Below are 25,785 nucleotides of genomic sequence, written 5' to 3'. Positions count from 1 at the left end.
GAAATGTTACTATATATGAATAGAATAATAGAAAGAGCAAATCCCAATGTAAATTAAGTGGTGTAGATGAGTTATCACGTACTAGTTGTAGAAGATGACGCAGTTACTCGCAGTAAGCTGGTGGGTTACTTTCAAAATGAAGGTTACAACGTCAGTGAAGCGGAAAGTGGCGAGCAAATGCGCAACATGCTACAAAGTAATGCGATTGATTTGGTGATGTTGGACATTAACCTACCTGGTGAAGATGGTTTAATGTTAACTCGAGAACTTCGCAGTCAGTCCGACATTGGAATTATCCTGGTAACAGGACGCACGGATAGCATAGATAAAATTGTTGGCCTCGAAATGGGCGCGGACGATTATGTCACTAAACCTTTTGAATTGCGCGAGCTACTGGTTCGAGTTAAAAATTTGCTGTGGCGAATTTCTGCTGCGCGTAACTCTACAGGAAACGTCGAGGGAGGCAAGGCGAACGAAAATATGGTTCGCTTCGGTGATTGGACGTTTGACGTTCAACGTCGCGCTTTGAGCCGTAACGGTGAGCCAGTTAAGTTAACCAAAGCAGAATACGAGTTGCTTGTTGCACTGTCGTCCTACCCGAACCAAGTATTAAGCCGTGAGCGTATTCTAAACATGATTAGCCACCGTGTTGATGCGCCAAACGATCGTACGATTGATGTGCTTATTCGTCGTATGCGTGCCAAGATGGAGTTCGACCCAAAGAACCCACAAATCTTTGTCACAGTGCACGGTGAAGGCTACATGTTCGCTGGTGACTAATCAGACTCAAACATAAAAATACCGAGGCATGCCTCGGTATTTTTTTATCTGTTAAAGCGCGCTTTCGCCTGCGCTGAGACTTTGTTCTTCAAAATCTGATGCCCAGTCGCGCAATGATTGCCATATGCGGCCCAGCGTTTCATGCCAGTAGAGTTCTGTCTGCTCAAGGTATTTGCCTTTTGGCGTGTACTTTTCCCATGCTTGGGTAATGTTATCGTGAGCTAAGTAGTTAGTCGGCGCAGGGTAAGGATCCATGCCGGCTGAGTGAAACTCGTTCAGTGCGCGTTGCATATGGCTAGCAGAAGTAACAACAACCAGCTTTTTCGTTGTGACGAAAGCGGCAGCTTGTCTTGCTTCTTCCCAAGTATCTTTTGCTGTTTCAAGCAAGATAATGTCAGATTTTGAAACGCCGAGTGCTAACGCCACCTTGGCCATCATACGTGCATTACTCACTTCTGAGCCGCCAGAATAACCAGATAAGATCAGTTTAGAACCAGGATAGATGCGCATTATGCGTATACCTTCAGCTAAACGCATCAAACCAGTACGACTTAATTCTGAGGTCGGAGGGATCTTGTCATCGACAACGTGACCACTTCCTAACACCATAACGTAGGCTATAGATTCATCGACCGGGAAAAATGCAGAGTACTGGCGCTCTAATGGCATCAATAAGCGAGAAGAAACCGGTTGGAAGGCAATTAAGAAAATGCCAATAAATGAGAATAAAACAACAAAGCATCCGGTCTTCTGTTTACGCGTGAACATGATTAACATAAGGCCCAACATACCAATGATTAACATCGCTGGTAGGGGCATTAGTAAAGAAGACACAACTTTTTTCAGCTCAAACATACTTAAATAGTCCGAAAAAACATCAATTGATTATATTTTAAGAGAAAGCCTCTTTATTCCTGCCTTTCTTGTGACAGAATAGCAGCACGATTAGACATAATAACTCATGCTGCTGTGACTGAAGACCGCAATTTCGACGATATTGCCCACAAATTTGCAAAAAATATTTACGGCTCAGACAAAGGCGAGATACGCCAAGTCATTGTTTGGGAAGATCTTCAACAGATACTTCATACTGTTGATGGGGCAAATAAACAACTTAATGTGCTTGATGCAGGTGGCGGATTGGCACAAATGTCTCAAAAGCTTGCTAAGCTCGGACATCATGTAGCGTTATGTGATCTATCTTCTGAAATGCTGCAGTTAGCAGAGCAGGATATTGCAAATAACGGGCTGCTTGAGCAGTATCGCTTCATTCATTCTCCTGTTCAATCTATTGAGAAACATCTCGATAAGCACGTTGATGTGGTGCTTTTCCACGCAGTGATGGAGTGGTTAGCAGACCCGAAGCCCGCATTGGGAAATGTACTTGAACAGGTGAAGCCGGGTGGGGTGGCATCAATTATGTTCTACAACCATCATGGATTGGTATATAAGAACGTAGTGTGTGGCAATATTCCTCATGTACTCGATGGTATGCCACACCGAAAACGATTTAAGCTGCAGCCACAAAAGGGCTTAAAACCAGAAGAGGTCTATCAATGGATAGAAGACGCTGGTTTCACGATTTGTGGTAAATCTGGTATTCGTTGTTTCAGTGACTACATAGGTAATATGGAGTACATGGGCGACTACGAATATGAAGATGTGCTAGCACTAGAGAAACAACTTTGTAGACAAGAGCCATACCTCTCGTTAGGCCGATACATACATGTATGGGCACAAAAGAAAGATAAGCAGGACTAACAATGAGTGAGATGACTCTAAATGCTGCTGAGCAACCTATCGATGAATTGGTTGGCTGGGTTAAGCAGAATGACTTCTCATTGAACCTCACGACCGAACGGCTAGCATTTTTGATTGCTATTGCCGTTCTCAGTAACGAAAGGTTTGATGAAGAACTAGGAGAGGGCGAACTCCACGATGCGTTCACTATCGTAACTCGATTATTCGAAGAGACGGGGGATGCATCTGCATTTCGTGCCAACAACGCGATTAATGAGATGGTCAAGCAGCGCCTAATGAGCCGCTTTACCAGCGAAGTGACAGACGGTGCAAGTATCTACCGCCTATCACCGCTAGCGATTGGTATTACCGATTACTACGTGCGTCACCGAGAGTTCTCTAAGCTAAAACTATCCATTCAGCTCTCTATGGTGGCTGATGAGATGGCGAAAGCGATTGAATCGGCTCGTCAAGGTGGTACACCGGGTCACTGGCGCAAAAACGTCTACGGCGTACTTAAGTATTCTGTGGGCGAGATCTTTGATCAGATCGATTTTAACCAGCGTGTGATGGATGAGCAGCAGCAATCTGTGAAGATTCAGATCGCTGAGCTGCTGAACAAAGATTGGCGTGATGCGATCAACAACTGTGAATCGCTGCTATCTGAAACGTCCAACACTCTGAAAGAGCTGCAAGATACATTGCAAGCGGCTGGTGATGAACTTCAAACCCAGATCTTAGATATTCAAGAGCTGGTGTATGGTGATGATGAGCTTGAGTTCATTGCAGAAACCTTGTTTGGGCTGCAGATGAAACTGGACCGCATAACCAGCTGGGGTCAGCAAGCGATTGACCTTTGGATCGGCTATGACCGCCACGTACACAAGTTTATTCGAACTGCGATTGATATGGATAAGAACCGAGCATTCAGTTCGCGTTTACGTCAATCAGTGAAAGATTATTTCGATATGCCTTGGTATTTGACTTATGCAGATGCTGAGCGTCTCTCAGACCTTCGTGATGAAGCTTTGGTTCTCCGTGATGACGAAGTGACCGGCCAAGTGCCATTAGAAGTGGAATACGAAGAGTTTCAACAGGTCAACGATGAGTTGTCAGAGCGTGTTGGTGGCATGCTTAAAGTTCATAAAGAACAAGGCACACCAATTGATTTGGGCATAGTGTTACGTGATTATCTCGCGCAGCACCCACAAACTCATCATTTTGATTTAGCACGAATTGTTATCGACCAAGCTGTGCGTCTGGGCTATTCAGAGTCCGACTATCAAGCGATCCAGCCAGATTGGCAAGCGATTAACGATTTTGGTGCAAAGGTACAAGCAAATGTCATCGACCGATATTAATGAATACATGTCAGATAAGCTGGCAAAAGCAATTTCCAACCCTCTGTTCCCAGCGCTAGATAGCATGCTGCGTGCTGGGCGTCATATTTCAAGCGAAGACCTTGATAACCATGCACTGCTGTCAGATTTCGAAATCGAGCTGTCATCGTTTTATCAACGCTACAACACTGAGTTAGTGAAAGCACCGGAAGGTTTCTTCTACCTGCGTCCACGTTCGACTTCTTTGATTGGCCGCAGCGTATTGTCAGAGCTCGACATGCTAGTGGGTAAGGTGCTGTGTTTCCTTTACCTAAGCCCAGAGCGTTTGGCTCACGAAGGTATCTTCACTAACCAAGAGCTGTACGAAGAGTTACTCGCGCTGGCCGATGAAAGCAAGCTGATGAAGCTAGTAACAAACCGTGCGACAGGCTCTGACTTAGATAAAGAAAAACTATTTGAAAAAGTGCGTACTTCGCTACGTCGTCTACGCCGTCTAGGTATGATCATCAATATTGGTGAAACTGGTAAATTCAGCATCAGTGAATCTGTATTCCGCTTTGGTGCTGACGTGCGCGTTGGCGATGATATGCGTGAAGCTCAGCTACGTCTGATCCGTGATGGTGAAGCGGTAGTGCACACCAAAGAACCAAGCCAAGGCAGCTTACTAGAGCAGTCAGCAAGCGAAGAAGAACAAGCCGAAGAAATGATAGAAGAAGGTGAAGCATGATTGAACGAGGTAAATATCAATCGCTGACCATGGTCAACTGGAACGGCTTCTTTGCACGTACATTTGATATTGATGGACTAGTAACCACACTTTCTGGTGGTAACGGTGCGGGTAAGTCGACCACGATGGCGGCATTTATTACAGCCCTGATCCCTGACCAAACGTTACTGCACTTCCGTAACACAACCGAAGCTGGTAGCAGCCAGTCATCACGTGACAAAGGTCTTTACGGTAAGCTGCAAGCCGGTGCATGTTACGCCGCGCTTGATGTGGTTAACTCACGCAACCAGCGTTTATTGTTTGCTGTTAAGCTTCAGCAAGTGGCTGGTCGTGACAAGAAAGTCGATATCAAACCGTTCGTTATTCAAGGTCTGCCAAGTCACGTAAAACCAACCGATGTGCTTATTGAAAGCGTATCGGCGACTCAGGCTCGTGTTCGCCAGATCAACGAAGTGAAAGAGGCGATTGCTGAGTTTGAAGGCGTGCAATTCAAAGCATTCTCTTCGGTAGTAGAGTACCACTCGCAGATGTTTGAATTTGGTGTTATTCCGAAGAAATTGCGTAACTCTAGCGACCGCTCTAAGTTCTACCGTCTGATTGAAGCATCGCTTTATGGTGGTATTTCAAGTGCGATTACGCGTTCATTGCGTGATTACCTATTACCACAAAACGGCGGGGTAAAGAAAGCGTTCCAAGATATGGAATCAGCGCTGCGTGAAAACCGCATGACGCTAGAAGCGATCAAAACTACCCAAGCAGACCGTGACTTGTTCAAACACTTGATTACCGAGTCGACCAATTATGTTGCTGCGGACTACATGCGTCATGCTAACGATCGTCGTAACAAGTTAGATAAGACCTTATCACTTCGTTCAGAGCTATTTGGTTCTCGTGAAACTCTGCTAGAGCAAAATAACCTGCTTAACCGCGTTCAACAAGAGCTTGAGCTATTGGTTGAATCTGAGTCTTCGCTAGAGCAAGATTACCAAGCGGCGTCGGATCACCTACAGCTTGTGCAGAATGCGTTGCGTCAGCAAGAGAAAATTGAACGCTACCAAGACGATCTTGAAGAGCTGCAAGAGCGTCTTGAAGAGCAGATGATGGTCGTTGAAGAAGCGCAAGAGCGTGTTCTGATGGCTGAAGAGCAAGCCACCGTTTCTGAAGAAGAAGTGGATAGCTTGAAGACTCAGCTTGCTGACTACCAACAAGCACTTGATGTTCAACAGACTCGCGCATTGCAATACCAGCAAGCAGTGCAAGCGCTGGATAAAGCCAAGCATCTACTGGGTAATGACGGTCTAACGGCAGAGTCCGCGCAAGCTCTAGTCAATGAGCTGAAAGCGCAAGAAGCGCAAAGCACGACTGAACTTCTGGCAACCAAACACAAGCTAGATATGTCGTCAGCAGCGGCCGAGCAGTTCGAAGCCGCGCTTACTCTTGTTCGCTCGATTGTTGGCTCAGTTGAGCGCCAGGACGCATCAGCTAAAGCGAAAACAGCGATTCAACAAGGTCGTGATGCTCAGCAATTGGCGCAAAATGAACAACAATGGCGTGCTCAGCACCGTGATGTTGAGCGTCGCCTGCATAAGCAGCGTCAAACACAAGAGTTGGTTGCGGAGTACCAAAAGCAGCATAATGCTGATTTAGTTGATGAGCTTGCATTTGAGCAAGAGCGTGAACGACATGCGATGCAAATTGAATCTCTTGAAATGTCTCAAGAAGATCTTCGTGAACAGCGCAGTGAACAGCGCCGCCTTGAGCAAGATGCCGCATCTGAAATCAATAAGCTTGAAGCAATTGCTCCAACTTGGATTGCCGCGAACGATGCACTAGAAAGCTTACGTGAGCAAAGTGGCGCAGAGCTAGAAGATAGTCAGTCGGTCATGGCGCACATGCAAGTGGTGCTGGAAGACGAAAAGCAGCAATCACTGGCAAAAGATAAACTGGCAGAGCGTCGCTCACAGTTAGATACTGAAATTGAGCGTTTAGCATCGCCTGGTGGTTCAAACGATCCACGCCTTAAAGGCTTAGCCGATACATTAGGTGGCGTACTGCTGTCTGAAATTTATGACGACATCACTATCGATGATGCGCCATATTTCAGCGCAATGTACGGCCCTGCTCGTCACGCGATTGTAGTGTCTGACCTATCAGGTATCGAAGAGAAGCTTGTTGAGTTAGATGACTGCCCAGAAGATTTGTACATCATCGAAGGCGATATTGACGCGTTTGATGACAGTTCTTTCGATGCCGAAGAGCTAGAAGGCGCGGTTTGCGTTCGTATGAACGATCGCCAGATGCGTTACTCACGTTTACCTGAGATTCCTCTGTTTGGCCGTGCGGCACGTGAACAGCGCTTAGAACTGCTACGTAACGAACGTGATGAAGTCATCGAGCAACATGCGAAAGTGGCGTTTGATTCGCAGAAACTTCAGCGTTTATACCAAGCGTTTAACAACTTTGTCGCGAAACACATTCAGGTAGCATTCGAATCCGATCCTGAACAAGCGCTGGTGGGTGTACGTGAAAAACGTAACCAAGCTGCGCGTCTTCTGTCTGAACTGGATGCGAAAGAGCAGCAGCAACGCAGCCAATTACAGGTGAGCAAACAAGCGCTGTCGGCACTGGATAAGATTGCGCCAAATATGGCGTTGATTGAAGATGATGCGCTAGCCGCTCAATTTGAAGAGCTTGAGCAGAACATCGAAAAACTGACCGAAGCGAAAGCGTTTGTTGCTAACCATGGTAAGGCGTTATCAGAGCTTGAGAAGATCGTCTCAGCGCTGGATGCTGACCCAGAGCAGTTCGATGCTTTAGAGAGTGAATACCAAACAGCTGATCAGAAACTGCAAACGCTGAAGACACAAATCTTTGCACTGGCAGATCTAGTAGAACGCCGTCACTACTTTGCTTACTCAGATTCAGTTGACCTATTAAACCAGAGCAGCGAACTGAGTGAACAGCTTAAAGCTAAGCTGGTAGAAGCAGAAAAAGCGCGTACACGTACTCGTGACGAACTAAAACAAGCGCAAGGCCAGATGAATCAATACAACCAAGTATTGGCATCACTTAAGAGTTCGCACCAAGCGAAACTGGAGACTGTGCAAGAGTTCAAGCAAGAACTACAAGAATACGGCGTAACGGCGGATGAAGGCGCAGCAGAGCGTGCACAACGTCGTCGTGACGAACTGCAAGAGCGTCTACATACTTCTCGTTCACGTAAGAGTGAGTACGAGCGTACCATCACCTCAACTGAGCTGGAAATGAAGTCGCTGGCGAAGCGCTTGAAGAAAGTTCAGAAAGAGTATATTGAACTGCGTACCTTTGTGGTTGCCGCGAAAGCAGGCTGGTGTAGCGTACTGCGTTTAGCACGTGAAAACGATGTTGAGCGTCGCCTACACAAGCGTGAACTGGCTTACATGTCAGCGGATGAACTGCGTTCAATGTCAGATAAATCCCTGGGTGCTCTACGTCTTGCGGTTGCGGACAATGAAGACTTGCGTGATGCACTGCGTCTATCTGAAGATAACGCTCGTCCTGAGCGTAAAGTTCTGTTCTACATTGCCGTTTATCAGCATCTACGTGAGCGTATTCGCCAAGACATCATTCGCACTGACGATCCAGTTGAAGCGATTGAAGAAATGGAAGTAGAGCTTGCGCGTCTAACAGAAGAGCTAACGCAGCGTGAAAACCGCTTAGCAATCAGCTCTGAGTCAGTTGCGAGTATCATCAAGAAGACGATTCAGCGTGAGCAAAACCGTATTCGTATGCTTAACCAAGGCCTATCAAACATCTCGTTTGGTCAGGTTAAGGGGGTGCGTCTAAACGTGAAGATCCGCGAAAGCCACGAAGTATTGCTTAACGGTCTTTCAACGCAGCAAGAGCAGCATAAAGACTTGTTCGAATCTTCACGTTTTACCTTCTCTGAAGCGATGGCGAAATTGTTCCAGCGAGTGAATCCGCATATCGACATGGGTCAACGTTCACCGCAAGTTCTGGGTGAAGAGCTACTCGATTATCGTAACTACCTAGAGCTAAGTGTGGAAGTGAACCGTGGCTCTGATGGTTGGTTACAAGCTGAGTCTGGTGCGCTATCAACGGGTGAGGCGATCGGTACTGGTCAATCAATACTACTGATGGTTGTACAAAGCTGGGAAGAAGAGTCTCGCCGTCTGCGCAGCAAAGACATTGTGCCTTGTCGCCTATTGTTCCTTGATGAAGCAGCGCGTCTCGATGCGAAGTCTATCTCGACTCTATTCGAGCTGTGTGACCGTCTAGACATGCAGCTTCTAATCGCGGCGCCAGAGAACATCAGCCCAGAGAAAGGTACGACCTACAAGCTGGTACGTAAGGTGTTTAAAGACCACGAACACGTACACGTAGTCGGTCTGCGCGGCTTTGGCCAAGAGAAGAAAACCAAGATGGAGGTTGAGCAACTAGTTGGGCAAGTTTAAGGCTCAAATTGCTCGAAACTCATTTAGCCTCTGGTATATTCAGAGGCTTTTTTCTGCTGCTCATTCTCTGTGGTAGTCATGTAGTAAAAAAAAGCCTGACTCAAATAGTAAGAGTCAGGCAATTAAACACGTCAGCTCGCGTAGAGCGAAGAATTATTTAATTTGGTTAAAGAACGTGTAGTAATCTTCCATGTGCCAGTTTTTGTAGATTTGACCATCTTTAACTTCATAGATATCTACCGCAGGGAAGTCTACTACTTGACCTTCACCTTTTTGGTCGCCCATTTGGCCTGTAAAGTGGCCTTTAAAGCGGTAGCGGATAGTTGCGTAGTCACCAGTAATCAGTAGATGCTCAACATTAACATGTAGGTCTGGTACTGCTTTTCTAAATCCACTTGAAGCTTCTAATACACCTTCAATTCCAGGGACACGACCTTCAGGTGGTGTCATGTCGATGAAATCTTTTGCAAGTGCTTTGCGAGCAAACTGTTCTTCACCAGTGTTCCAAAATTTAGCATAGTTCAGTGCTGCTTCTTCAACTTTTGCAGAGTTAGCTGACTGCTGGATTTTGACAATTTGTGGTGTTAGTTCGGTTGCTTGAGTAGTCATAGATAATCCCATTGTAGAAATAGCAATTAATGTTAGTGTGGTAAGTTTTGATTTCATTACTGTATCCATTGGAGTAATTTCGATAGGCACAGTTTATTACGCTGAAAAAAATATAGAATAGTGCTTAAAACAAAAATACTATTTGGAAAATCTGAACAATCAATGCTATTGGGTGCTCAAGTTAGGTAGAGTGATTGTTTAGTAAGCAACGTAATTAAGTAGGGAAAGCCCTACGCCTTATAGGGGCATTAGCGGCTACCAAGGATAGATTAGCCGCTCGTTTAAACCTTAAAGCTATAAGGTTCCAAACTGTTTTGCGGAATAGGTTACCCGTTCTTCTGGTGTTGGAGTGTGGATACTCGTACCTAAATTTTCAATATGGTGAAGTCTAGGAAGCAGGCCTGCACCGTTAGCAATTTGAATCGCTAGCCCAGGACGAGCATTTAACTCTAACACCATGGGGCCTTCTTCTTTATCGAGTACCATGTCGGTTCCCATATAGCCTAAGCCCGTCATTTCCCATGCGCTTGAGGCTAGAACCAGTAACCGTTCCCAGTGTGGTACTTGCAGTGTTGAAAGGTCTTTTCCAGTATCAGGGTGGTGCGTAATCGGTTGATTAAATTGTACAGCTCTAATTGCTTTACCTGTTGCGATATCAATCCCTACACCAACCGCACCTTGGTGAAGGTTAGCTTTGCCGTCAGATGCCGCAGTTGAGCAGCGCATCATCGCCATTACAGGGTAGCCCTTAAACACAATGATACGAACGTCAGGGACACCTTCATAACTGAAGCCTTCGAAGCAGTCATCGAACTTGATTAGGTTCTCAACGATGGCTACGTCATTTTTACCGCCTAGCGAGAACAGTCCTGCTAGTGCGTTACTGATGTGGCGTTCTACATCTTCTTTGTTGATAGTGGCACCCGATGGCTTGGTGTACACGCCATCTTTGTGTGAAGTTATAACCAAGATGCCCTTACCGCCACTACCTTGAGCGGGCTTAATTACGAAACCTGGCCAGTTTTCGACCATTTTGTGGATGGTTCTTACTTCTGCCTGATTACAGATTTTACCGATCAGTTCCGGTGTTGTTGCACCGTGCTGCTGGGCGATGATCTTGGTTTTTAACTTGTCGTCTACCAATGGGTACTTTGAGCGATCATTGTAACGCCCAATGTAACTATGGTTTCGCTGGTTCATGCCCATAATACCTTTATGGCGCAGTTTACTCGGCGAAGTGAACTTAGAGGTAAAACGTGAAAACATGTTTAGTCCTCCGTAAGTGGTTTAAAGCGACGAAGCTCTGTCAAACGGTAACCAGTGTATGTACCTAGCAGTAGAATACCGCCTAGAACGATTAGCTGTAGGCCAATAAAGTTAAACGTTAGGTGCTGAATGTATGGGTTGGTCATTGCTAGGTAAACCAGCACAGCCGTAAGCAGGGAACCACCCCCTTGAAGTACCACTTCTTTGGCCCCTTCTTCTTCCCATAGGATCGACATACGTTCGATTGTCCAAGACAAGATAATCATTGGGAAGAAGGTAATAGATAGACCTTCGGTTAAACCAATTTTAAAGGCGACAACGGTAAATACTGAAATGATCATAATTACCGTGATGATCACCGCCGATATTCGTGCAACCAACAGTAAGTTGAGCTTGGACAGATAGCTACGGATAACCAGACCAGTGCCGACGATAAGTAAGAAACCAACGATACCCGTCACCAGTTGCGTCTGAACGAAGGCGACAGCGATCAGTACAGGCATGAATGTACCTGATGTCTTAAGACCGATGATGACACGTAGGAAAACAACAATAAGCGCACCAATTGGAATTAGCATAATGGTCTTAAACATCGCTTGCTCTTCCAGTGGTAGGCTATGGATTGAGAAGTTTAGTAGCCCATCTGCTTCGACTTTCTGCTGAGTTGCTTGAGAAGGAGAAACATCTTGAGCAATCATCGAGAAGTGTACTTGGCTGTTATTACCGCCAACCACATCAAGTAGGGAAATATTAGATTCATCCCAAACCAAGATGTTTTCTTTGATGACTTGGTTAGGATTGTTGGCATTAAACAGTACCCAGTTGTTACCATCCCACACTTGGTTCATATGCTGAATCGTTTGGCGGCGACGGCCATCTTCTAACTCAATAACACCCACGACTTTGCTTGGGATGTTCGCATAAGCCAAAATCTTATCAACCACGTCAACTTTAGACATATGGTTGAGTAGTAGAGAGGCATTTTGGCTGTCACTGTCGTTGAGAGACTTAATCAGTTCACGTGTAAAGGTGATGTCGTCAGCTGAACGTTGATTTGCTCTTTCGATAAGGGCGATTGCAGCGGCTTCTGTTGGGCCATCGAAGGTCGGTGGCGTGATTTCACCGCTTGGTGGGATAGGGTCTACATTCGCCTGAGGGTCAACTAGGAATTGAACTTTGTAGTAAATGGTTTGAGCACCTGTTGCTTGGCGGATTGACCACTCAGCGCGTCGGCCAGACTCGGTATTGACGTAGGAAACGCCATAACCCGGAGAAGATGACGATTCATTTATTAGGGTAAAGCCACTTTGTGTGTGTGGTGCTGCGAGAGAGGCTTTCACCGGCTTATCTTGCCCGTTGAACTCTACGCGAGCTTCTATATCCCAAACTTGGCTTGTTTCACCTGGAGTCCAAGGAACACCATAATTCTGATGACGAAATATACTTAAGACAATACCAGCAGCGATAATCAAAGCGACTGATATATAAAACGGGATTTTTGACATCATAAGCTTACGCTACCTTATTATTTTTTTTGGACTTCCGTGTGGATGTATTTCTTACTTACATCAACCATCGCAATATCTCTAATGAATTCACGACCTAAGAGCACAGGATGGCTCATTTGAGAACGGTCTGCCAATGTAAATTGTGCTTTTTCATGGATTTCCCCGAGTTTAACCCATAACTCGACGACTGCACGTCTTTCAAAGTTTTCGGCGGTCGATTGACGGATTTTTACGAATCGAAGGATAGGTGCTTCAATCCAATTGGTGTCATCGAGCTTTCTATCGCCATCAGATAGATGGAATCGAACCCAATTCTTGCCATTGCGCTCAAACTGTTCAATGTCTACAGCATTTAATGACGACGTGGCCGCGCCGGTATCTACGCGGGCATTAAAAGATTGCTTAATCGAATCGATAGTCACTGACTCGATTTCACCAAGGATAATTCCATGAGTAGGAGTTTGAGCGACTGGAGCAGGAGCAGGGGCCGCTACTGGCTTAGGCTTTTTACGAACTTCTTCTAGCGCTTCTTTTTTAAAAGTATTTAATTGTTGTTCTAAATTATGAACCTGATCTTCAAGGCTTTCGATGTAATCAGATTGATTGCTTAGCTGTAAATTTAGGTTTTCATATTGATTGGTGAGATTTGCTTCAGAGGCTTGAATTGCCGCTAAGGTTTCTTGGTGATATTGCGTACTGTTAGTCAGGGTACAGCCTGAAAGTACTAGCATCGCCATAATTGGGGTCAATCTTTTCAACATTGATAAACCTGAATGTAATTTAAATTGAAGATAAATAACAAGTTTAGCGTATAAAATTTGCCGCAAACAAGTGGTTGTGTGGCCTAAACTCTCAAAAAATGAGGAACGAGTTGTATACGCAAAAACATAAGGATGCATTGCATCCTCAGCATTGTATGGGGGTTTAAACATAAGAGAAACGATTGGATGCAGAAGTTGAGTTAACTCTTTGTCAATTTGTCTGTTTCACTCACATTTTAGGCTAAGGCTTGGTCGCAACCAATACAGCCCGTCGTGGCGCTGGATGACCTTCAATTGTCTTAGATGGATCTCTCGGGTCTAGGTAATCCGGTAATGAGTTATGTGTCATCCAATCGGTTGTGCGTTGCTCATCGGTAGACGTCACGTTTTCATCAACAATTCGAACGTCTTCAAAGCCAACATTTTCTAGCCAGACCTTTAATGCACGCGCTGACGGGAAGAAGTAAACATTGCGCATTTGTGCGTAACGATCGACAGGAACAAGCACAGACGTTTCGTCACCTTCAATCACTAAGGTCTCTAGGACTAACTCACCGCCTGAGACCAACTGGTTTTTTAGCTGAATGAGGTGATCCAATGGTGAACAACGGTGATATAGAACACCCATGCTAAACACGGTATCGAATGCTTCAAGTTTTGGTAACTGCTCAATGCCTAGCGGCAGTAAGTGAGCACGCTGATCGCCCCCCATCAGTTTGCGGATCGCTTCGAACTGAATCAGGAATAGGTGTGATGGGTCAATACCAACGGTTAGACGTGCGCCTTCACCTAGCATACGCCACATGTGGTAGCCATTGCCGCAACCCACATCTAAAACGCTACGGTTCTTGAGCGGAGAAATATGCGGTAGTACTCGATCCCACTTCCAGTCGCTGCGCCATTCTGTATCAATATGAATGCCGTGCACTGTGTATGGACCTTTACGCCAAGGGTGGAAAGTACGCAGTAGGCTCTCTAACTTTTTCAGTTCACCAGTATGGAACGGAGTGTCGTTGGTCAGCATCACCGAATTTTTGATATTAATCTGATCTGGGTGACCTTCTGGGATTTTATTGAGTGCTTTTAGCCAACGGCCGAAATCACCATGTTCAGCATTTTGCCAATCTGTGAGTTGCTGTGGTAGCACATTTAGCCAAGGCTGTAGACGAGTGTCTTGTGCAATAAGTTGGAAAAAATTGGCAAAATTAAACATAGTTTTTCACTGAATTAGTTGTTCAAAATTAGTATTGTCATTCCCTACAGTAAGGGAAGAAAGTGCTAGATAAATCGCGAAGCTTATTTTATCGCAAACATTGAGCCGAAGTTAAAACACTGGAACCATACGTCGTAACTGCTGAAGCCAATTTTGGCAAAACGCTCTTTGTGTTCTTTCTTTGAATCTGGGCGCATCACATTCTCAATCGCACTGCGTTTTTGGCTGATTTCTAGCTCGCTGTAACCGTTAGCACGTTTAAAGTCGTGGTGAAGGTCAATCAATAGCTCGTTAGATGCCTGATCTTCAAACACGAATTTTTCCGATAGGATCAAAATGCCACCCGGACGCAGGCCTGCATAGATCTTTTCTAGGAGCGTGTAACGATCTTCTGGCGATAGAAATTGCAGCGTAAAGTTAAGCACAACCACAGAGGCGTTATTAATGTCGATATCGCGGATATCAGCTTCAACCACATCAACTGGAGTATCACTACGGTAGGCGTTAACGTGCAGTTTACAACGCTCTACCATCGCTGATGAGTTATCAACGGCGATGATTTGACAACCTTCTTGCTGAATATGGCGGCGCATAGAAAGTGTTGCCGCACCCAGTGAACAGCCTAGGTCGTAAACATTTGAATGTGGCTTTACAAATCGCTCTGCCAGCATGCCGATAGCAGAAATGATGTTGCTATAACCAGGAACAGAGCGCTGAATCATGTCAGGGAACACTTCCGCAACACGCTCATCAAAGGTGAAATCCCCAATTTTATCGATTGGAGCCGAAAAAATAGTATCTGGATTGGTCTTAGGGTTCATAACACAGTTCTCATAACTATCAAAGCATGGCGATATAGCTTATGCATCTGCCACAAAAAGGCGCGTATTTTATGAGAAATTCGTCGCCATGTCATGTTCTGTCGCTGAATAGCTTAAAACATCTGTATTTGAGCATTGCCGTTACCACCAGGAAACTTAGCTAAGTCAGGCAGTTCAACATGTAATTGCAATTGACTGTAAAGTTTCGCCGCAAGTTCAGGAGCAATCAAATTGTCTGAAGTGTGGATCATCAAGTAGGGCTGTTTCCCTTCTGCAATCCATTGCGGCAATTTTGTCAGCCAAGGCGCAAAGAATGAATGGTTAAGCGCCTCTTCAGGGTGACCGATAAAGCGAATCAGCGGGTTATCTCCGGTCGCTATGGCATGAACTGGCACTCTTGGTTTCTTTTGTTGGGCATCTAACAGGGATTCATAGTGAGGATGCGCGGCTGTAAGTTGCTCTGAAAACACCGGGCGACTGTCCATAATGATGCGATCAAACCCTTTTTCCACTAACCATTGGTTTAACTGCTTTTCATCTTCTCCTTTGGCGAAAAACGCAGGGTGGCGGACCTCGATACCAATAGGAAAATTGGGTGGAAACAAGGCGCAAAAGCGCTTTAACTGCTCAAGGTTTTGTGGACCAAATGCGGCAGGTAATTGGATTGTCCACTGACCAATTCGTTCGTGCAGTGGTTCCATAATCGCCATAAAACTCTTCAGCTCACTTTGGCAGCCTTGCAGCATTTGCTGGTGAGTAATGTGTTGCGGCAGTTTAAACGTAAATCGGAATTCATCGTGGGTTGCTGCGTGCCAGTTTCTGACCGTTGTCGTGTTGGGTGTGGCGTAAAATGTCGTGTTGCCTTCAACCGTATGAAAGACACTGGCGTACTTTTCCAGCCTTTGGCTTGGCTGAGTGCCACGACCATAAAAGCTCTGTTGCCACTGATTATTTGACCACATCGTAAGGCCAAGGCGAATTGGATAAAGGTGCATAGTTGTTATTACGGTTCACATCAATATGAGTTGCGCGAGAGTTTTGCTCAACGAACCAATATAGGGCTATAATCGTCGACAATTTTTTTGCTATTGGTGCAGTTTTACACCTTTGTTGGTTTAAAAAGCATCAATAGATAATAAATCGCAATAAATTGTACGCTGGGTAGTCGATTTCATCTAACTTTCAGCGTATAAATGGAACTTTGCTCTATCGATAAATGTACACCGATAGATAGTAATCAACAAATTTTAAGAGATTGGGAAATTCATTATGCGTACCCATTACTGTGGTCACCTGAACAAGTCCCTTGCAGGACAAACTGTAGAACTTTGCGGTTGGGTTAACCGTCGCCGTGATTTGGGCGGTCTTATTTTCATCGATATGCGAGATCGTGAAGGTATCGTTCAGGTAGTTGTTGACCCAGATATGGCAGATGCGTACGAAGTAGCTAACACACTTCGTAATGAATTCTGTATCAAGTTAACGGGTGAAGTACGCGTTCGTCCAGACAGCCAAGTAAACAAAGACATGGCAACGGGTGAAGTAGAGATCATTGCTAAAGGTCTTGAGATCATCAACCGTGCAGACGTTCTGCCTCTAGACTTCAACCAGAAGAACTCTGAAGAGCAGCGTCTTAAGTACCGTTACCTAGACCTACGTCGTCCTGAAATGAGCGACCGCATTAAGCTACGTGCTAAAGCGTCTAGCTTTGTTCGTCGTTTCCTAGATGACAACGGTTTCCTAGATATCGAAACGCCAGTATTGACTAAAGCGACACCAGAAGGTGCGCGTGACTACCTAGTGCCAAGCCGTGTCCACAAAGGTTCTTTTTACGCGCTTCCTCAGTCTCCACAGCTATTTAAACAGCTGCTAATGATGTCTGGCTTTGACCGTTACTACCAAATCGTTAAGTGTTTCCGTGACGAAGACTTGCGTGCAGACCGCCAACCAGAATTTACTCAGATCGATATCGAAACGTCATTCATGACGGCTGAGCAAGTTCGTGCAACTACTGAGAAAATGGTTCGTGAAATGTGGCAAGAGCTACTAGACGTGGACTTAGGTCAGTTCCCAATCATGCCATTCTCTGAAGCGATGCGTCGTTTCGGTAGCGATAAACCAGATCTACGTAACCCACTAGAGCTAGTAGACGTTGCTGACTTAGTGAAAGACGTAGAGTTCAAAGTATTCTCTGGCCCAGCTAACGATGAGAAAGGCCGTGTAGCCGTTATCCGTGTACCGGGTGGCGCTAAGCTAACTCGTAAGCAAATCGACAGCTACGGCGAGTTTGTAGGCATCTACGGCGCGAAAGGTCTAGCGTGGATGAAGGTTAATGACCGTGCTGCAGGCATGGAAGGTATCCAGTCTCCAGTGGCTAAGTTCCTAAACGAAGACGTAATCAACGGCATTCTAGACCGTACTCAAGCAGAATCTGGCGACATCATTCTATTTGGCGCAGATAAAGCAAACACAGTATCTGAAGCTCTAGGTGCACTTCGTCTGAAACTAGGTATCGATCTTGAACTAACAAACGAGTCGGCGTGGGCACCACTATGGGTTGTTGACTTCCCAATGTTCGAAGAAGATGACGAAGGCAACCTACACGCTATGCACCACCCATTCACCTCACCTCTAGGTGTGACAGCGGAACAGCTAAAAGCGAACCCAGCATCTGCTAACTCAAACGCATACGACATGGTTCTAAACGGCTACGAAGTGGGCGGTGGTTCTGTTCGTATTCACAACGCGGAAATGCAATCAGCAGTATTTGATATCTTAGGTATTGAAGCAGACGAGCAACAAGCGAAGTTTGGTTTCCTATTAGACGCACTTAAGTTCGGTACCCCACCGCATGCTGGTCTAGCATTCGGCCTTGATCGTCTAGTAATGTTACTTTGTGGTACAGAGAACATCCGTGACGTTATCGCATTCCCGAAAACAACGAACGCTTCTTGTCTACTAACAGACGCCCCAAGTCTAGCTAACCCAGCGTCGCTTGAAGAACTAGCGATTGCTGTTAAAGCAGCAGAGAAGAAAGAAGAAGAGTAATCTTATCTTTCCTACTGAATAGCAAAAGCCGCTTCAAATGAAGCGGCTTTTTTGTATTTGGATATACGTCATTCCAAGACCGAAGAATTAGGGAGTAAGGAATCTCAAAAGATGTTCGACTTTCTAAAACTCAATCTCTTTCCACTCACCAGGCTGCAAGTCACCTAGTGTCACATCACCCATCGAATAGCGAATCAAACGTAGGGTAGGGAATCCAATATTGGCCGTCATACGACGTACTTGACGGTTACGCCCTTCAATAATCGTAATCGCTAACCATGTGGTTGGAATGTTCGCGCGAAAACGCACTGGTGGATTGCGCTCCCACACGGAAGGTTCATCCATCACTTCAACTTTTGCGGGCAGTGTCATTCCATCTTTAAGCTCAACGCCATTACGTAACTTATCGAGATCTTCTTTGCTTGGCGCACCATCCACTTGCACCCAATAGGTTTTTGGCGATTTAGAGTTCGGCTGAGTTAAACGCGCTTGAAGGATGCCATCGTTAGTTAGCACCATTAAACCCTCGCTGTCTCTGTCCAGTCTACCAGCTGCATAGATATCTTTAACTGGTATGTAGTCTGCAAGTGTTTTTCTTCCCTCACCATCCGTAAATTGGCTTAAGGTGTCAAATGGCTTATTGAACACCACTACCTTCCGATCTTCCGGCGCGATTTTAGGTTTACTTCTTATAGGTTTACGTCGTTGTCGGGATGAAGAGCTATTGACGCTATTTTGATTGTTTTTACGTTTAAAACCCGATTGATGCTTTTTGGATGGCGATGAGGATGAGTCACGGCGTGAGCGTGGTGACATGTTAACTACCTTGCAAAAATGTAAATAAAGTGTGGATGAAAGTATCTAAAGAATCCGATTTGAGCTATCATTTGCGCGCCCAAAAACAGGATTGTTGAACAAGATAATAGACTATTATTGTGTTTTTGTTTAATTATAACTAATCGCTCTCAAGGATGTCGTACTTAAACGACGAAAACAAAAGAGACGGACAAATCGCAACAAGTGAGGGGATTATTCATAACTTGTTAGCGTTCACACACACAGGACCACATACCAAGCGGTCCGGTTAGAACAATAGGGAAATTTCATGCCTACAGAAAAACCTACAATTATTTACACTATTACTGATGAAGCACCTGCGCTAGCGACGTATTCACTATTACCGATTATTCAGTCGTTTACTGCTTCTTCAGGCATCAATGTTGACACTCGTGATATCTCTCTAGCTGGGCGTATTATTGCTAATTTCCCAGAGCACCTAACTGACGAGCAACGCATTGGTGATGCACTTGCAGAACTAGGTGAACTAGCAAAAACTCCAGAAGCGAATATCATTAAGTTGCCAAACATTTCGGCATCTGTTCCTCAGCTAAAAGCAGCCATTAAAGAGCTTCAAGATAAAGGTTTCAACCTACCAAACTACCCCGAAGAGCCAAGCACGTACGAAGAAGAAGCGATCAAAGCGACGTACGACAAAATCAAAGGTAGTGCAGTAAACCCAGTACTGCGTGAAGGTAACTCTGACCGTCGTGCACCGCTGTCTGTTAAGAACTATGCGAAGAAGAACCCACACTCAATGGGCGCATGGTCTGCAGACTCTAAATCACACGTTTCTAGCATGACTGATAGCGACTTCTTCGGTAGTGAAAAATCGCACACAGTTGAAGGCGAAACAGACGTTAAGATTGAATTCGTTGCTGCTGACGGCGCAGTGAAAGAGCTGAAAGGTGCTTTCCCACTCCAAGACAAAGAAATCATCGACTGTTCAGTAATGAACAAGAAAGCGCTAGTAGAGTTCTTTGAAGCGCAAATCGCTGAAGCGAAAGAGCAAGACGTTCTGCTATCACTTCACATGAAAGCAACCATGATGAAAGTGTCTGACCCAGTGATCTTTGGTCATGCGGTTAAGGTTTACTACAAAGACGTATTCGCAAAATACGGTGACGTATTTGAGAAGCTCGGTGTTGATGTAAACAACGGTATCGGCGACGTGTACGCTAAGATCCAAGCTCTTCCAGTGGCTCAAAAAGAAGAAATCGAAGCGGCTCTACAAGCGGTTTACGAAACTCAGCCTCCACTAGCTATGGTTGATTCTGATCGTGGTATCACGAACTTACACGTTCCAAGTGACATCATTGTTGATGCATCTATGCCAGCGATGCTACGTTCATCTGGCCAAATGTGGGGCCCAGATGGTAAGCAGAAAGATACTAAAGCGATGATACCTGATCGTAGCTACGCGGGTATCTACCAAGCTGTTATCGATTTCTGTAAAGAGCACGGTGCATTCAACCCTACAACGATGGGTAGTGTGCCAAACGTTGGCCTAATGGCTCAAAAAGCAGAAGAGTACGGTTCACACGATAAGACGTTCATCCTAGATGCTGCGGGCACAGTACGTGTTGTTGACGCATCAGGTACAGTACTACTAGAGCAATCAGTAGAGGAAGGCGATATCTTCCGTATGTGTCAGGTGAAAGATGCGCCAATCCAAGATTGGGTTAAGCTTGCAGTGACACGCGCTCGTGCAACAGGTGTTCCAGCAGTATTCTGGCTAGATGAAAACCGTGCACACGACGCTCAGCTAATCAAGAAAGTAAACGCATACCTTCCACAGCACGACACTTCTGGCCTAGAAATCAAGATTCTTGCTCCACTAGAAGCTTGTCAGTTCTCGCTAGTTCGTATCAAAGACGGTCAAGACACAATCTCCGTAACAGGTAACGTACTTCGTGACTACCTAACGGACTTGTTCCCAATCCTAGAACTAGGTACATCGGCGAAGATGCTTTCGATCGTTCCACTAATGAACGGTGGCGGTCTATTTGAAACAGGTGCTGGTGGTTCTGCTCCTAAGCACGTTCAACAGGTAGAGAAAGAAAACCACTTACGTTGGGACTCTCTTGGTGAATTCCTTGCACTAGCAGCATCACTAGAGCACCTAAGCACAGTTGCAGGTAATGCTAAAGCGCAAGTACTTGCTGATGCACTAGATAAAGCAACGGGTGATTTCCTAGATAACAACAAGTCGCCATCGCGTCGTGTTGGTGAGCTAGACAACCGTGGTAGCCACTACTATTTAGCGACTTACTGGGCACAAGCTCTCGCAGCGCAAACAGTAGATGCTGAGCTAGCCGCTGAGTTCGCTCCAATTGCTGAAGCACTTGCTTCAAACGAAGAGAAGATTGTTGCTGAACTTAATGATGCGCAAGGTGTTGCCGGTGAACTGGGTGGTTACTATGCGCCAGTATTTGAAAAAGTGGCACCATTGATGCGTCCAAGCGCTACGCTAAACGACATCATCAATGCTTAATCATGCTTGATTGATAGATAAAACAAACCCGCCGAAAGGCGGGTTTTTTTATGATCTTTACAACTGATAAAAAGAGTCTGTTATACCAATCTGGATAAGTAAGTGATTTTTACGAATGAAAGGATCATTTACGTATTGAGGTTGGCATCTATTATGGCAGCGATTATTTTGCTGGTTGAGCTTCTACAGGTACCACAGAGCTGGCGTGGTAGCCTTTAGGTCCTTCTTCCACTTCAAAGTTAACTTGTTGGCCCGCTTTCAGAGTACGGTATCCATCCATTTTGATCGTCGAATAGTGCGCGAACACATCTCCATCTTCTCCTTCTGAACAGATAAAACCAAATCCTTTGGCGTTGTTAAACCATTTTACTGTACCTGTAGCCATGCTATACATCCCTCATGCATTTTGTTACTGACGTTGTTTAGGCGTTTACGTTGTTTCCTTGTAAACAGAAAGTGAATTTCCATTCAGCCGCTGCCAAATTTTCAGTCACTATTTGACCAATGTAGCTAATGATATGGCGCAGTCAATAGGAAAAAGGTATTACGGTCTACATATTTACAAACAATTCACTTTTGAGGTTTACATTTTTGTTACTAATGGATGGTTACTTTACAGGCATTAATTGATTTGGCGAATGGATTTTGGTTTCTTTTTAATCAATTAGATAGATGTTGTCGTTTGATAGAAATCTTTTATTTGCAGCGACTCAAATGCTGCATTAGTCTCTAAGTAAGAACAAAATATTTTTGTCGCATTTTGTTCTAAATAGTAAGAGCTAAATTCAAAACTTTCGCTTCATGAAGTGGTAAAATTAATAAAGTTCAACATCAACATCGAAAAGCCATGAGCAAACATTTTGAATGGGTTACTCCAGATTCTGATCTACTGGAGTTAGAGAAAACCAAAGTAAAGCCACCGTCCATGTATAACGTTGTACTTAACAACGATGACTACACCCCAATGGACTTTGTGATTGAAATCCTAGAACGTTTTTTTTCTATGGATATCGACAAAGCGACGCAAGTGATGCTCCAGGTGCATTATGAAGGCAAGGCAATTTGTGGCACGTATACTGCCGAAGTTGCTGAGACTAAGGTAGCGCAAGTTACCATGTATTCTAAAGAGAATGAGCATCCTTTGCTTTGTACAATGGAACAAGTCTAACGCTTGTTTGAGCAACTTAGTTGTTCTTAAAGGAGGTACTTATGCTGAATAAAGAATTAGAGTCGAGTCTGAATGGCGCATTTGCTCGCGCAAGAGACAAACGACATGAGTTTATGACTGTCGAGCACCTCCTGTTAGCATTGTTGGAAAACGATGCTGCTAGAGAAGCCCTGCAAGCCTGCCAAGCGGATATTGACGCATTGCGCAGTGAGCTTGACATATTCATTGATCAAACAACCCCACTTATTCCCGAAAATGACGAAACACGTGAAACTCAACCTACCTTGAGCTTCCAACGTGTACTTCAACGCGCCGTTTTTCATGTTCAGTCTTCTGGGCGTAGCGAAGTGAGCGGTGCTAACGTATTAGTCGCGATATTCAGCGAACAAGAATCTCATGCTGCTTACCTGCTAAAGAAAAACGATATAAGCCGTTTAGATATTGTGAACTTTATCTCGCATGGCATAACTAAAGCGTCTAATGCCGATGAAGATGCAGGTTCCTCAGATTCATTTGGTAGTGAAGCTGTGGAAGAGAACAGTTCTGAAGATCGCCTAGAGAGCTTTGCCACCAATTTGAACCAAATTGCAAAGCAAGGGCAGATCGATCCACTTATTGGCCGTGATAAAGAGCTCGAACGTACTATTCAAGTTCTATGTCGTCGTCGTAAAAACAACCCACTACTTGTTGGTGAAGCGGGGGTCGGTAAAACGGCAATCGCTGAAGGTCTAGCGTGGCGCATAGTTGAAGGACAAGTGCCTGACATCATCGCTGATAGCGTAATTTATTCGCTCGACATCGGTTCTTTACTGGCAGGTACTAAGTACCGTGGTGATTTCGAGAAGCGCTTTAAAGCGATCTTGAAACAGCTAGAGAAAGAAGACGATGCAATCCTGTTCATCGATGAAATTCATACCATCATCGGTGCGGGTGCTGCGTCGGGTGGTCAGGTTGATGCGGCTAACCTCATTAAACCATTGCTAAGTAGCGGTAAACTACGTTGTATTGGTTCAACGACTTACCAAGAGTACAGCACGATCTTTGAGAAAGAACGCGCACTGTCTCGTCGTTTCCAAAAAATTGATGTGGTTGAGCCATCGCTTGATGACACCACTAAAATCTTGATTGGTCTGAAGCCGAAATACGAAGCGCACCACGAGGTTCGTTACACCAACAAAGCATTGCGTGCTGCGGTAGAGCTATCAGCGAAGTACATTAACGAGCGTCACTTGCCAGATAAGGCGATTGACGTGATTGATGAAGCGGGTGCTCGTAGCCGTTTAGCACCAGCGAGTCGTCGTAAGAAGACAGTCGGTGTTGCTGACATTGAAGCGATGGTCGCTAAAATGGCGCGTATTCCTGAAAAATCCGTTTCTTCTTCAGACAAAGAGATTCTGCAGAATCTTGATGAGAAGATGAAAATGCTGGTATTTGGTCAAGATGATGCCATTGACGTGCTAAGCGAGGCGATCAAACTAACTCGTGCGGGCCTAGGCGCTGATCACAAGCCGGTTGGTTCATTCCTATTCGCTGGCCCTACTGGTGTGGGTAAAACGGAAGTGACCGTTCAGCTTTCTAAGTTGTTGGGTATTGAGCTGCTTCGTTTTGATATGTCTGAGTATGGCGAACGTCATTCTGTGAGCCGATTGATTGGTGCACCTCCGGGTTACGTTGGTTACGATCAAGGCGGTCTACTGACAGATGCGGTCATCAAGCATCCTCACTCTGTTGTACTACTCGATGAAATTGAGAAAGCGCACCCAGATATCTTCAACCTACTTCTTCAGGTGATGGATAACGGTACGTTAACGGACAACAATGGTCGAAAAGCAGACTTCCGCAATGTTATCCTTGTAATGACTACCAACGCGGGTGTTCAGGAAACTGAGAAGAAATCGATCGGTCTGATCCAACAAGATCACAGCCATGATGCGATGTCAGTGATCAAGAAAGTGTTCACACCGGAGTTCCGTAACCGACTTGATAATATCATTTGGTTCAACAGCTTGGATGAGCAAGTTATTCATCAGGTAGTGGATAAGTTTATTGTCGAACTTCAAGCTCAACTTGATGCTCGTGGTGTATCGCTTGAAGTCTCTGATGATGCTCGCCATTGGCTAGCTCTGAAAGGCTACGATAAAGCAATGGGAGCCCGTCCAATGGGACGAGCGATTCAAGAGCAGCTCAAGAAGCCGCTGGCGAATGAACTATTGTTTGGCTCGCTAGTTGATGGAGGTACGGTGAAAGTGCATTTGAAAGATGATGAACTGAAGTTCGAATATCTCAGTGAGAAAGAAGCAGCGATTCATTAAGAGATAATAATATGACAAAGCCAGAGCAACTGCTCTGGCTTTTTTGTATCAGGTATAGGGCCTTTTAGGTCTGTTCAAAATAGGGCTTAACAGCTTTATAGGAATCTTCGACTGATTGAGGTATCACTTGCTCAGTTTGAAATCCAAGCTGCGGGTAATCTTTAATACGTTGAAAATCTCCCAACATCGCTGTAACGGTTGTTTCAATATCAATCTCATCATTGAAATAATCGCAGAATGAAAGCTTAGGTGAGGTGACACAGACAAGTTGATACGGACTCGGCCATTGTTTTTCAAACGTGGCTAAAGTGCGTCTTTCCATATAAGGCTTTTGGACCAAGATAAATGAATTGAGCTCGATGCTTCGCTCTTTGAGCAGTTGGTGAGTGAATCGAACGTTCTCACCAGTGTTAGTGGCTTGATTTTCAATGAGAATTGCATGATGGGGGACCCCCATCGTTTGAGCGATAGCGGAAAAAGTTTCCGCTTCGCTACTTTCAAATGTCCCTTGCGTTAATCGACCGACTCCACCGGAAAAAATTAGCCAGTCTGCCCAGCCTTGTAAGTACAAATTCGCAGCGTGCTCTGCAACTCGTACATCATTGCTGCCCAGCACAAAAATGCAGTCTGATTTTTCTAACTGATGATCTAGCTGCATATAGTTCCAAAGGTGTTCGATATGCTGGTAGAGCTTCTTGTCACTCATC

Annotated in this window: 20 protein-coding genes; 9 read left to right on the top strand and 11 right to left on the bottom strand. The window is 45.1% G+C overall.

Going from position 1 to position 25,785, the window contains the following annotated elements; translation table 11 throughout:
* Positions 1-66 precede the first annotated feature (66 nt).
* Positions 67-780 (top strand): two-component system response regulator TorR, encoded by a 714-nt coding sequence (gene torR / locus ACU01J_RS07350; protein WP_481085085.1) that lies wholly within the window; start codon positions 67-69, stop codon positions 778-780.
* A 51-nt stretch (positions 781-831) separates the two neighbouring features.
* On the opposite strand, the gene elyC is transcribed toward torR, so the two are convergent.
* The gene (gene elyC, locus ACU01J_RS07345; protein WP_481085084.1) at positions 832-1,635 is read right to left on the bottom strand and encodes an envelope biogenesis factor ElyC; all 804 of its coding nucleotides are present in this window, start codon (positions 1,633-1,635) and stop codon (positions 832-834) included.
* 114 nt (positions 1,636-1,749) lie between these two features.
* Between elyC and cmoM the strand changes: the two genes are divergently transcribed.
* The 4 genes from cmoM to mukB are packed head-to-tail and all read left to right on the top strand — an operon-like array spanning position 1,750 to position 9,041.
* Positions 1,750-2,541: a tRNA uridine 5-oxyacetic acid(34) methyltransferase CmoM gene (cmoM, locus tag ACU01J_RS07340; protein WP_481085083.1), complete on the top strand. Its 792-nt coding sequence runs from the start codon at positions 1,750-1,752 to the stop codon at positions 2,539-2,541.
* A 2-nt stretch (positions 2,542-2,543) separates the two neighbouring features.
* Positions 2,544-3,881, top strand: a complete 1,338-nt coding sequence (mukF, locus tag ACU01J_RS07335; RefSeq protein WP_481085082.1) for a chromosome partition protein MukF — start codon at positions 2,544-2,546, stop codon at positions 3,879-3,881.
* Entirely contained in the window at positions 3,862-4,587 is a 726-nt protein-coding gene (mukE, locus tag ACU01J_RS07330; protein WP_481085081.1) for a chromosome partition protein MukE, read from the top strand. The genes mukF and mukE overlap by 20 nt, the downstream gene beginning before the upstream one ends.
* Complete coding sequence (gene mukB, locus ACU01J_RS07325) at positions 4,584-9,041, top strand: chromosome partition protein MukB (protein WP_481085080.1); 4,458 nt, start codon at positions 4,584-4,586, stop codon at positions 9,039-9,041. Before mukE ends, mukB begins: the two co-directional genes overlap by 4 nt.
* A 153-nt stretch (positions 9,042-9,194) precedes the next feature.
* Here mukB and ACU01J_RS07320 read toward each other — a convergent pair whose 3' ends face one another.
* From ACU01J_RS07320 to ACU01J_RS07290, 7 genes are all read right to left on the bottom strand, one after another.
* A complete protein-coding gene (locus ACU01J_RS07320; RefSeq protein WP_481085079.1) occupies positions 9,195-9,707 on the bottom strand; it encodes an ester cyclase in 513 nt (170 codons plus the stop codon).
* A 237-nt stretch (positions 9,708-9,944) separates the two neighbouring features.
* Positions 9,945-10,916, bottom strand: a complete 972-nt coding sequence (locus tag ACU01J_RS07315; RefSeq protein ID WP_481085078.1) for an alpha-L-glutamate ligase-like protein — start codon at positions 10,914-10,916, stop codon at positions 9,945-9,947.
* A gap of 2 nt (positions 10,917-10,918) precedes the next feature.
* On the bottom strand, positions 10,919-12,424 hold the full coding sequence (locus ACU01J_RS07310) for an inactive transglutaminase family protein (protein WP_481085077.1): 1,506 nt from the start codon (positions 12,422-12,424) through the stop codon (positions 10,919-10,921).
* 17 nt (positions 12,425-12,441) lie between these two features.
* Positions 12,442-13,185 carry an ATP-dependent zinc protease family protein gene (locus tag ACU01J_RS07305; RefSeq protein WP_481085076.1) on the bottom strand — a complete coding sequence of 248 codons (744 nt, stop codon included), beginning with the start codon at positions 13,183-13,185 and terminating at the stop codon, positions 12,442-12,444.
* A gap of 241 nt (positions 13,186-13,426) precedes the next feature.
* Positions 13,427-14,398, bottom strand: a complete 972-nt coding sequence (gene cmoB, locus ACU01J_RS07300; RefSeq protein WP_481085075.1) for a tRNA 5-methoxyuridine(34)/uridine 5-oxyacetic acid(34) synthase CmoB — start codon at positions 14,396-14,398, stop codon at positions 13,427-13,429.
* 83 nt (positions 14,399-14,481) lie between these two features.
* Positions 14,482-15,219 (bottom strand): carboxy-S-adenosyl-L-methionine synthase CmoA, encoded by a 738-nt coding sequence (cmoA, locus tag ACU01J_RS07295; RefSeq protein ID WP_394127263.1) that lies wholly within the window; start codon positions 15,217-15,219, stop codon positions 14,482-14,484.
* 113 nt (positions 15,220-15,332) lie between these two features.
* On the bottom strand, positions 15,333-16,214 hold the full coding sequence (locus ACU01J_RS07290; RefSeq protein ID WP_481085074.1) for a DUF72 domain-containing protein: 882 nt from the start codon (positions 16,212-16,214) through the stop codon (positions 15,333-15,335).
* A 274-nt stretch (positions 16,215-16,488) separates the two neighbouring features.
* Here ACU01J_RS07290 and aspS point away from each other — a divergent pair, with 274 nt between their 5' ends.
* Complete coding sequence (gene aspS, locus ACU01J_RS07285) at positions 16,489-18,267, top strand: aspartate--tRNA ligase (RefSeq protein ID WP_481085073.1); 1,779 nt, start codon at positions 16,489-16,491, stop codon at positions 18,265-18,267.
* A gap of 123 nt (positions 18,268-18,390) precedes the next feature.
* Here aspS and ACU01J_RS07280 read toward each other — a convergent pair whose 3' ends face one another.
* Positions 18,391-19,083, bottom strand: a complete 693-nt coding sequence (locus tag ACU01J_RS07280) for a pseudouridine synthase (protein WP_481085072.1) — start codon at positions 19,081-19,083, stop codon at positions 18,391-18,393.
* Between the two features lie 289 nt (positions 19,084-19,372).
* On the opposite strand from ACU01J_RS07280, the gene ACU01J_RS07275 reads away from it, so the two are divergent.
* The gene (locus tag ACU01J_RS07275) at positions 19,373-21,598 is read left to right on the top strand and encodes an NADP-dependent isocitrate dehydrogenase (RefSeq protein ID WP_481085071.1); all 2,226 of its coding nucleotides are present in this window, start codon (positions 19,373-19,375) and stop codon (positions 21,596-21,598) included.
* A gap of 163 nt (positions 21,599-21,761) precedes the next feature.
* Here ACU01J_RS07275 and cspD read toward each other — a convergent pair whose 3' ends face one another.
* Positions 21,762-21,983, bottom strand: a complete 222-nt coding sequence (gene cspD, locus ACU01J_RS07270) for a cold shock domain-containing protein CspD (protein ID WP_134834476.1) — start codon at positions 21,981-21,983, stop codon at positions 21,762-21,764.
* A 462-nt stretch (positions 21,984-22,445) separates the two neighbouring features.
* On the opposite strand from cspD, the gene clpS reads away from it, so the two are divergent.
* Together clpS and clpA are read left to right on the top strand one after the other, a co-directional pair.
* A complete protein-coding gene (gene clpS / locus ACU01J_RS07265; protein WP_126574452.1) occupies positions 22,446-22,766 on the top strand; it encodes an ATP-dependent Clp protease adapter ClpS in 321 nt (106 codons plus the stop codon).
* A gap of 41 nt (positions 22,767-22,807) precedes the next feature.
* Positions 22,808-25,078, top strand: coding sequence for an ATP-dependent Clp protease ATP-binding subunit ClpA (gene clpA, locus ACU01J_RS07260; RefSeq protein ID WP_481085070.1), 2,271 nt, complete (start codon positions 22,808-22,810; stop codon positions 25,076-25,078).
* Positions 25,079-25,142: 64 nt separating this feature from the next.
* On the opposite strand, the gene ACU01J_RS07255 is transcribed toward clpA, so the two are convergent.
* Positions 25,143-25,784, bottom strand: coding sequence for a YdcF family protein (locus ACU01J_RS07255; protein WP_481085069.1), 642 nt, complete (start codon positions 25,782-25,784; stop codon positions 25,143-25,145).
* Between the last annotated feature and the right edge of the window lies 1 nt (position 25,785).

It is taken from the genome of Vibrio sp. 2433-A1 (genome assembly GCF_056726085.1).
The sequence above is the reverse complement of the archived record's forward strand: the minus strand, read 5'-3'. Positions and strand labels throughout refer to the sequence as shown.

Excerpts from the sequence above, each read along its gene's own strand:
- ACU01J_RS07315 (WP_481085078.1), bottom strand. The coding sequence starts at position 10,916 with ATGTTTTCACGTTTTACCTCTAAGTTCACTTCGCCGAGTAAACTGCGC.
- cmoB (WP_481085075.1), bottom strand. The coding sequence starts at position 14,398 with ATGTTTAATTTTGCCAATTTTTTCCAACTTATTGCACAAGACACTCGT.
- cmoA (WP_394127263.1), bottom strand. The coding sequence starts at position 15,219 with ATGAACCCTAAGACCAATCCAGATACTATTTTTTCGGCTCCAATCGAT.
- mukF (WP_481085082.1), top strand. The coding sequence starts at position 2,544 with ATGAGTGAGATGACTCTAAATGCTGCTGAGCAACCTATCGATGAATTG.
- ACU01J_RS07280 (WP_481085072.1), bottom strand. The coding sequence starts at position 19,083 with ATGTCACCACGCTCACGCCGTGACTCATCCTCATCGCCATCCAAAAAG.
- ACU01J_RS07310 (WP_481085077.1), bottom strand. The coding sequence starts at position 12,424 with ATGATGTCAAAAATCCCGTTTTATATATCAGTCGCTTTGATTATCGCT.
- clpS (WP_126574452.1), top strand. The coding sequence starts at position 22,446 with ATGAGCAAACATTTTGAATGGGTTACTCCAGATTCTGATCTACTGGAG.
- clpA (WP_481085070.1), top strand. The coding sequence starts at position 22,808 with ATGCTGAATAAAGAATTAGAGTCGAGTCTGAATGGCGCATTTGCTCGC.
- mukB (WP_481085080.1), top strand. The coding sequence starts at position 4,584 with ATGATTGAACGAGGTAAATATCAATCGCTGACCATGGTCAACTGGAAC.
- elyC (WP_481085084.1), bottom strand. The coding sequence starts at position 1,635 with ATGTTTGAGCTGAAAAAAGTTGTGTCTTCTTTACTAATGCCCCTACCA.
- cspD (WP_134834476.1), bottom strand. The coding sequence starts at position 21,983 with ATGGCTACAGGTACAGTAAAATGGTTTAACAACGCCAAAGGATTTGGT.
- ACU01J_RS07320 (WP_481085079.1), bottom strand. The coding sequence starts at position 9,707 with ATGAAATCAAAACTTACCACACTAACATTAATTGCTATTTCTACAATG.
- ACU01J_RS07275 (WP_481085071.1), top strand. The coding sequence starts at position 19,373 with ATGCCTACAGAAAAACCTACAATTATTTACACTATTACTGATGAAGCA.
- torR (WP_481085085.1), top strand. The coding sequence starts at position 67 with ATGAGTTATCACGTACTAGTTGTAGAAGATGACGCAGTTACTCGCAGT.
- aspS (WP_481085073.1), top strand. The coding sequence starts at position 16,489 with ATGCGTACCCATTACTGTGGTCACCTGAACAAGTCCCTTGCAGGACAA.
- ACU01J_RS07255 (WP_481085069.1), bottom strand. The coding sequence starts at position 25,784 with ATGAGTGACAAGAAGCTCTACCAGCATATCGAACACCTTTGGAACTAT.
- ACU01J_RS07290 (WP_481085074.1), bottom strand. The coding sequence starts at position 16,214 with ATGCACCTTTATCCAATTCGCCTTGGCCTTACGATGTGGTCAAATAAT.
- mukE (WP_481085081.1), top strand. The coding sequence starts at position 3,862 with ATGTCATCGACCGATATTAATGAATACATGTCAGATAAGCTGGCAAAA.
- ACU01J_RS07305 (WP_481085076.1), bottom strand. The coding sequence starts at position 13,185 with ATGTTGAAAAGATTGACCCCAATTATGGCGATGCTAGTACTTTCAGGC.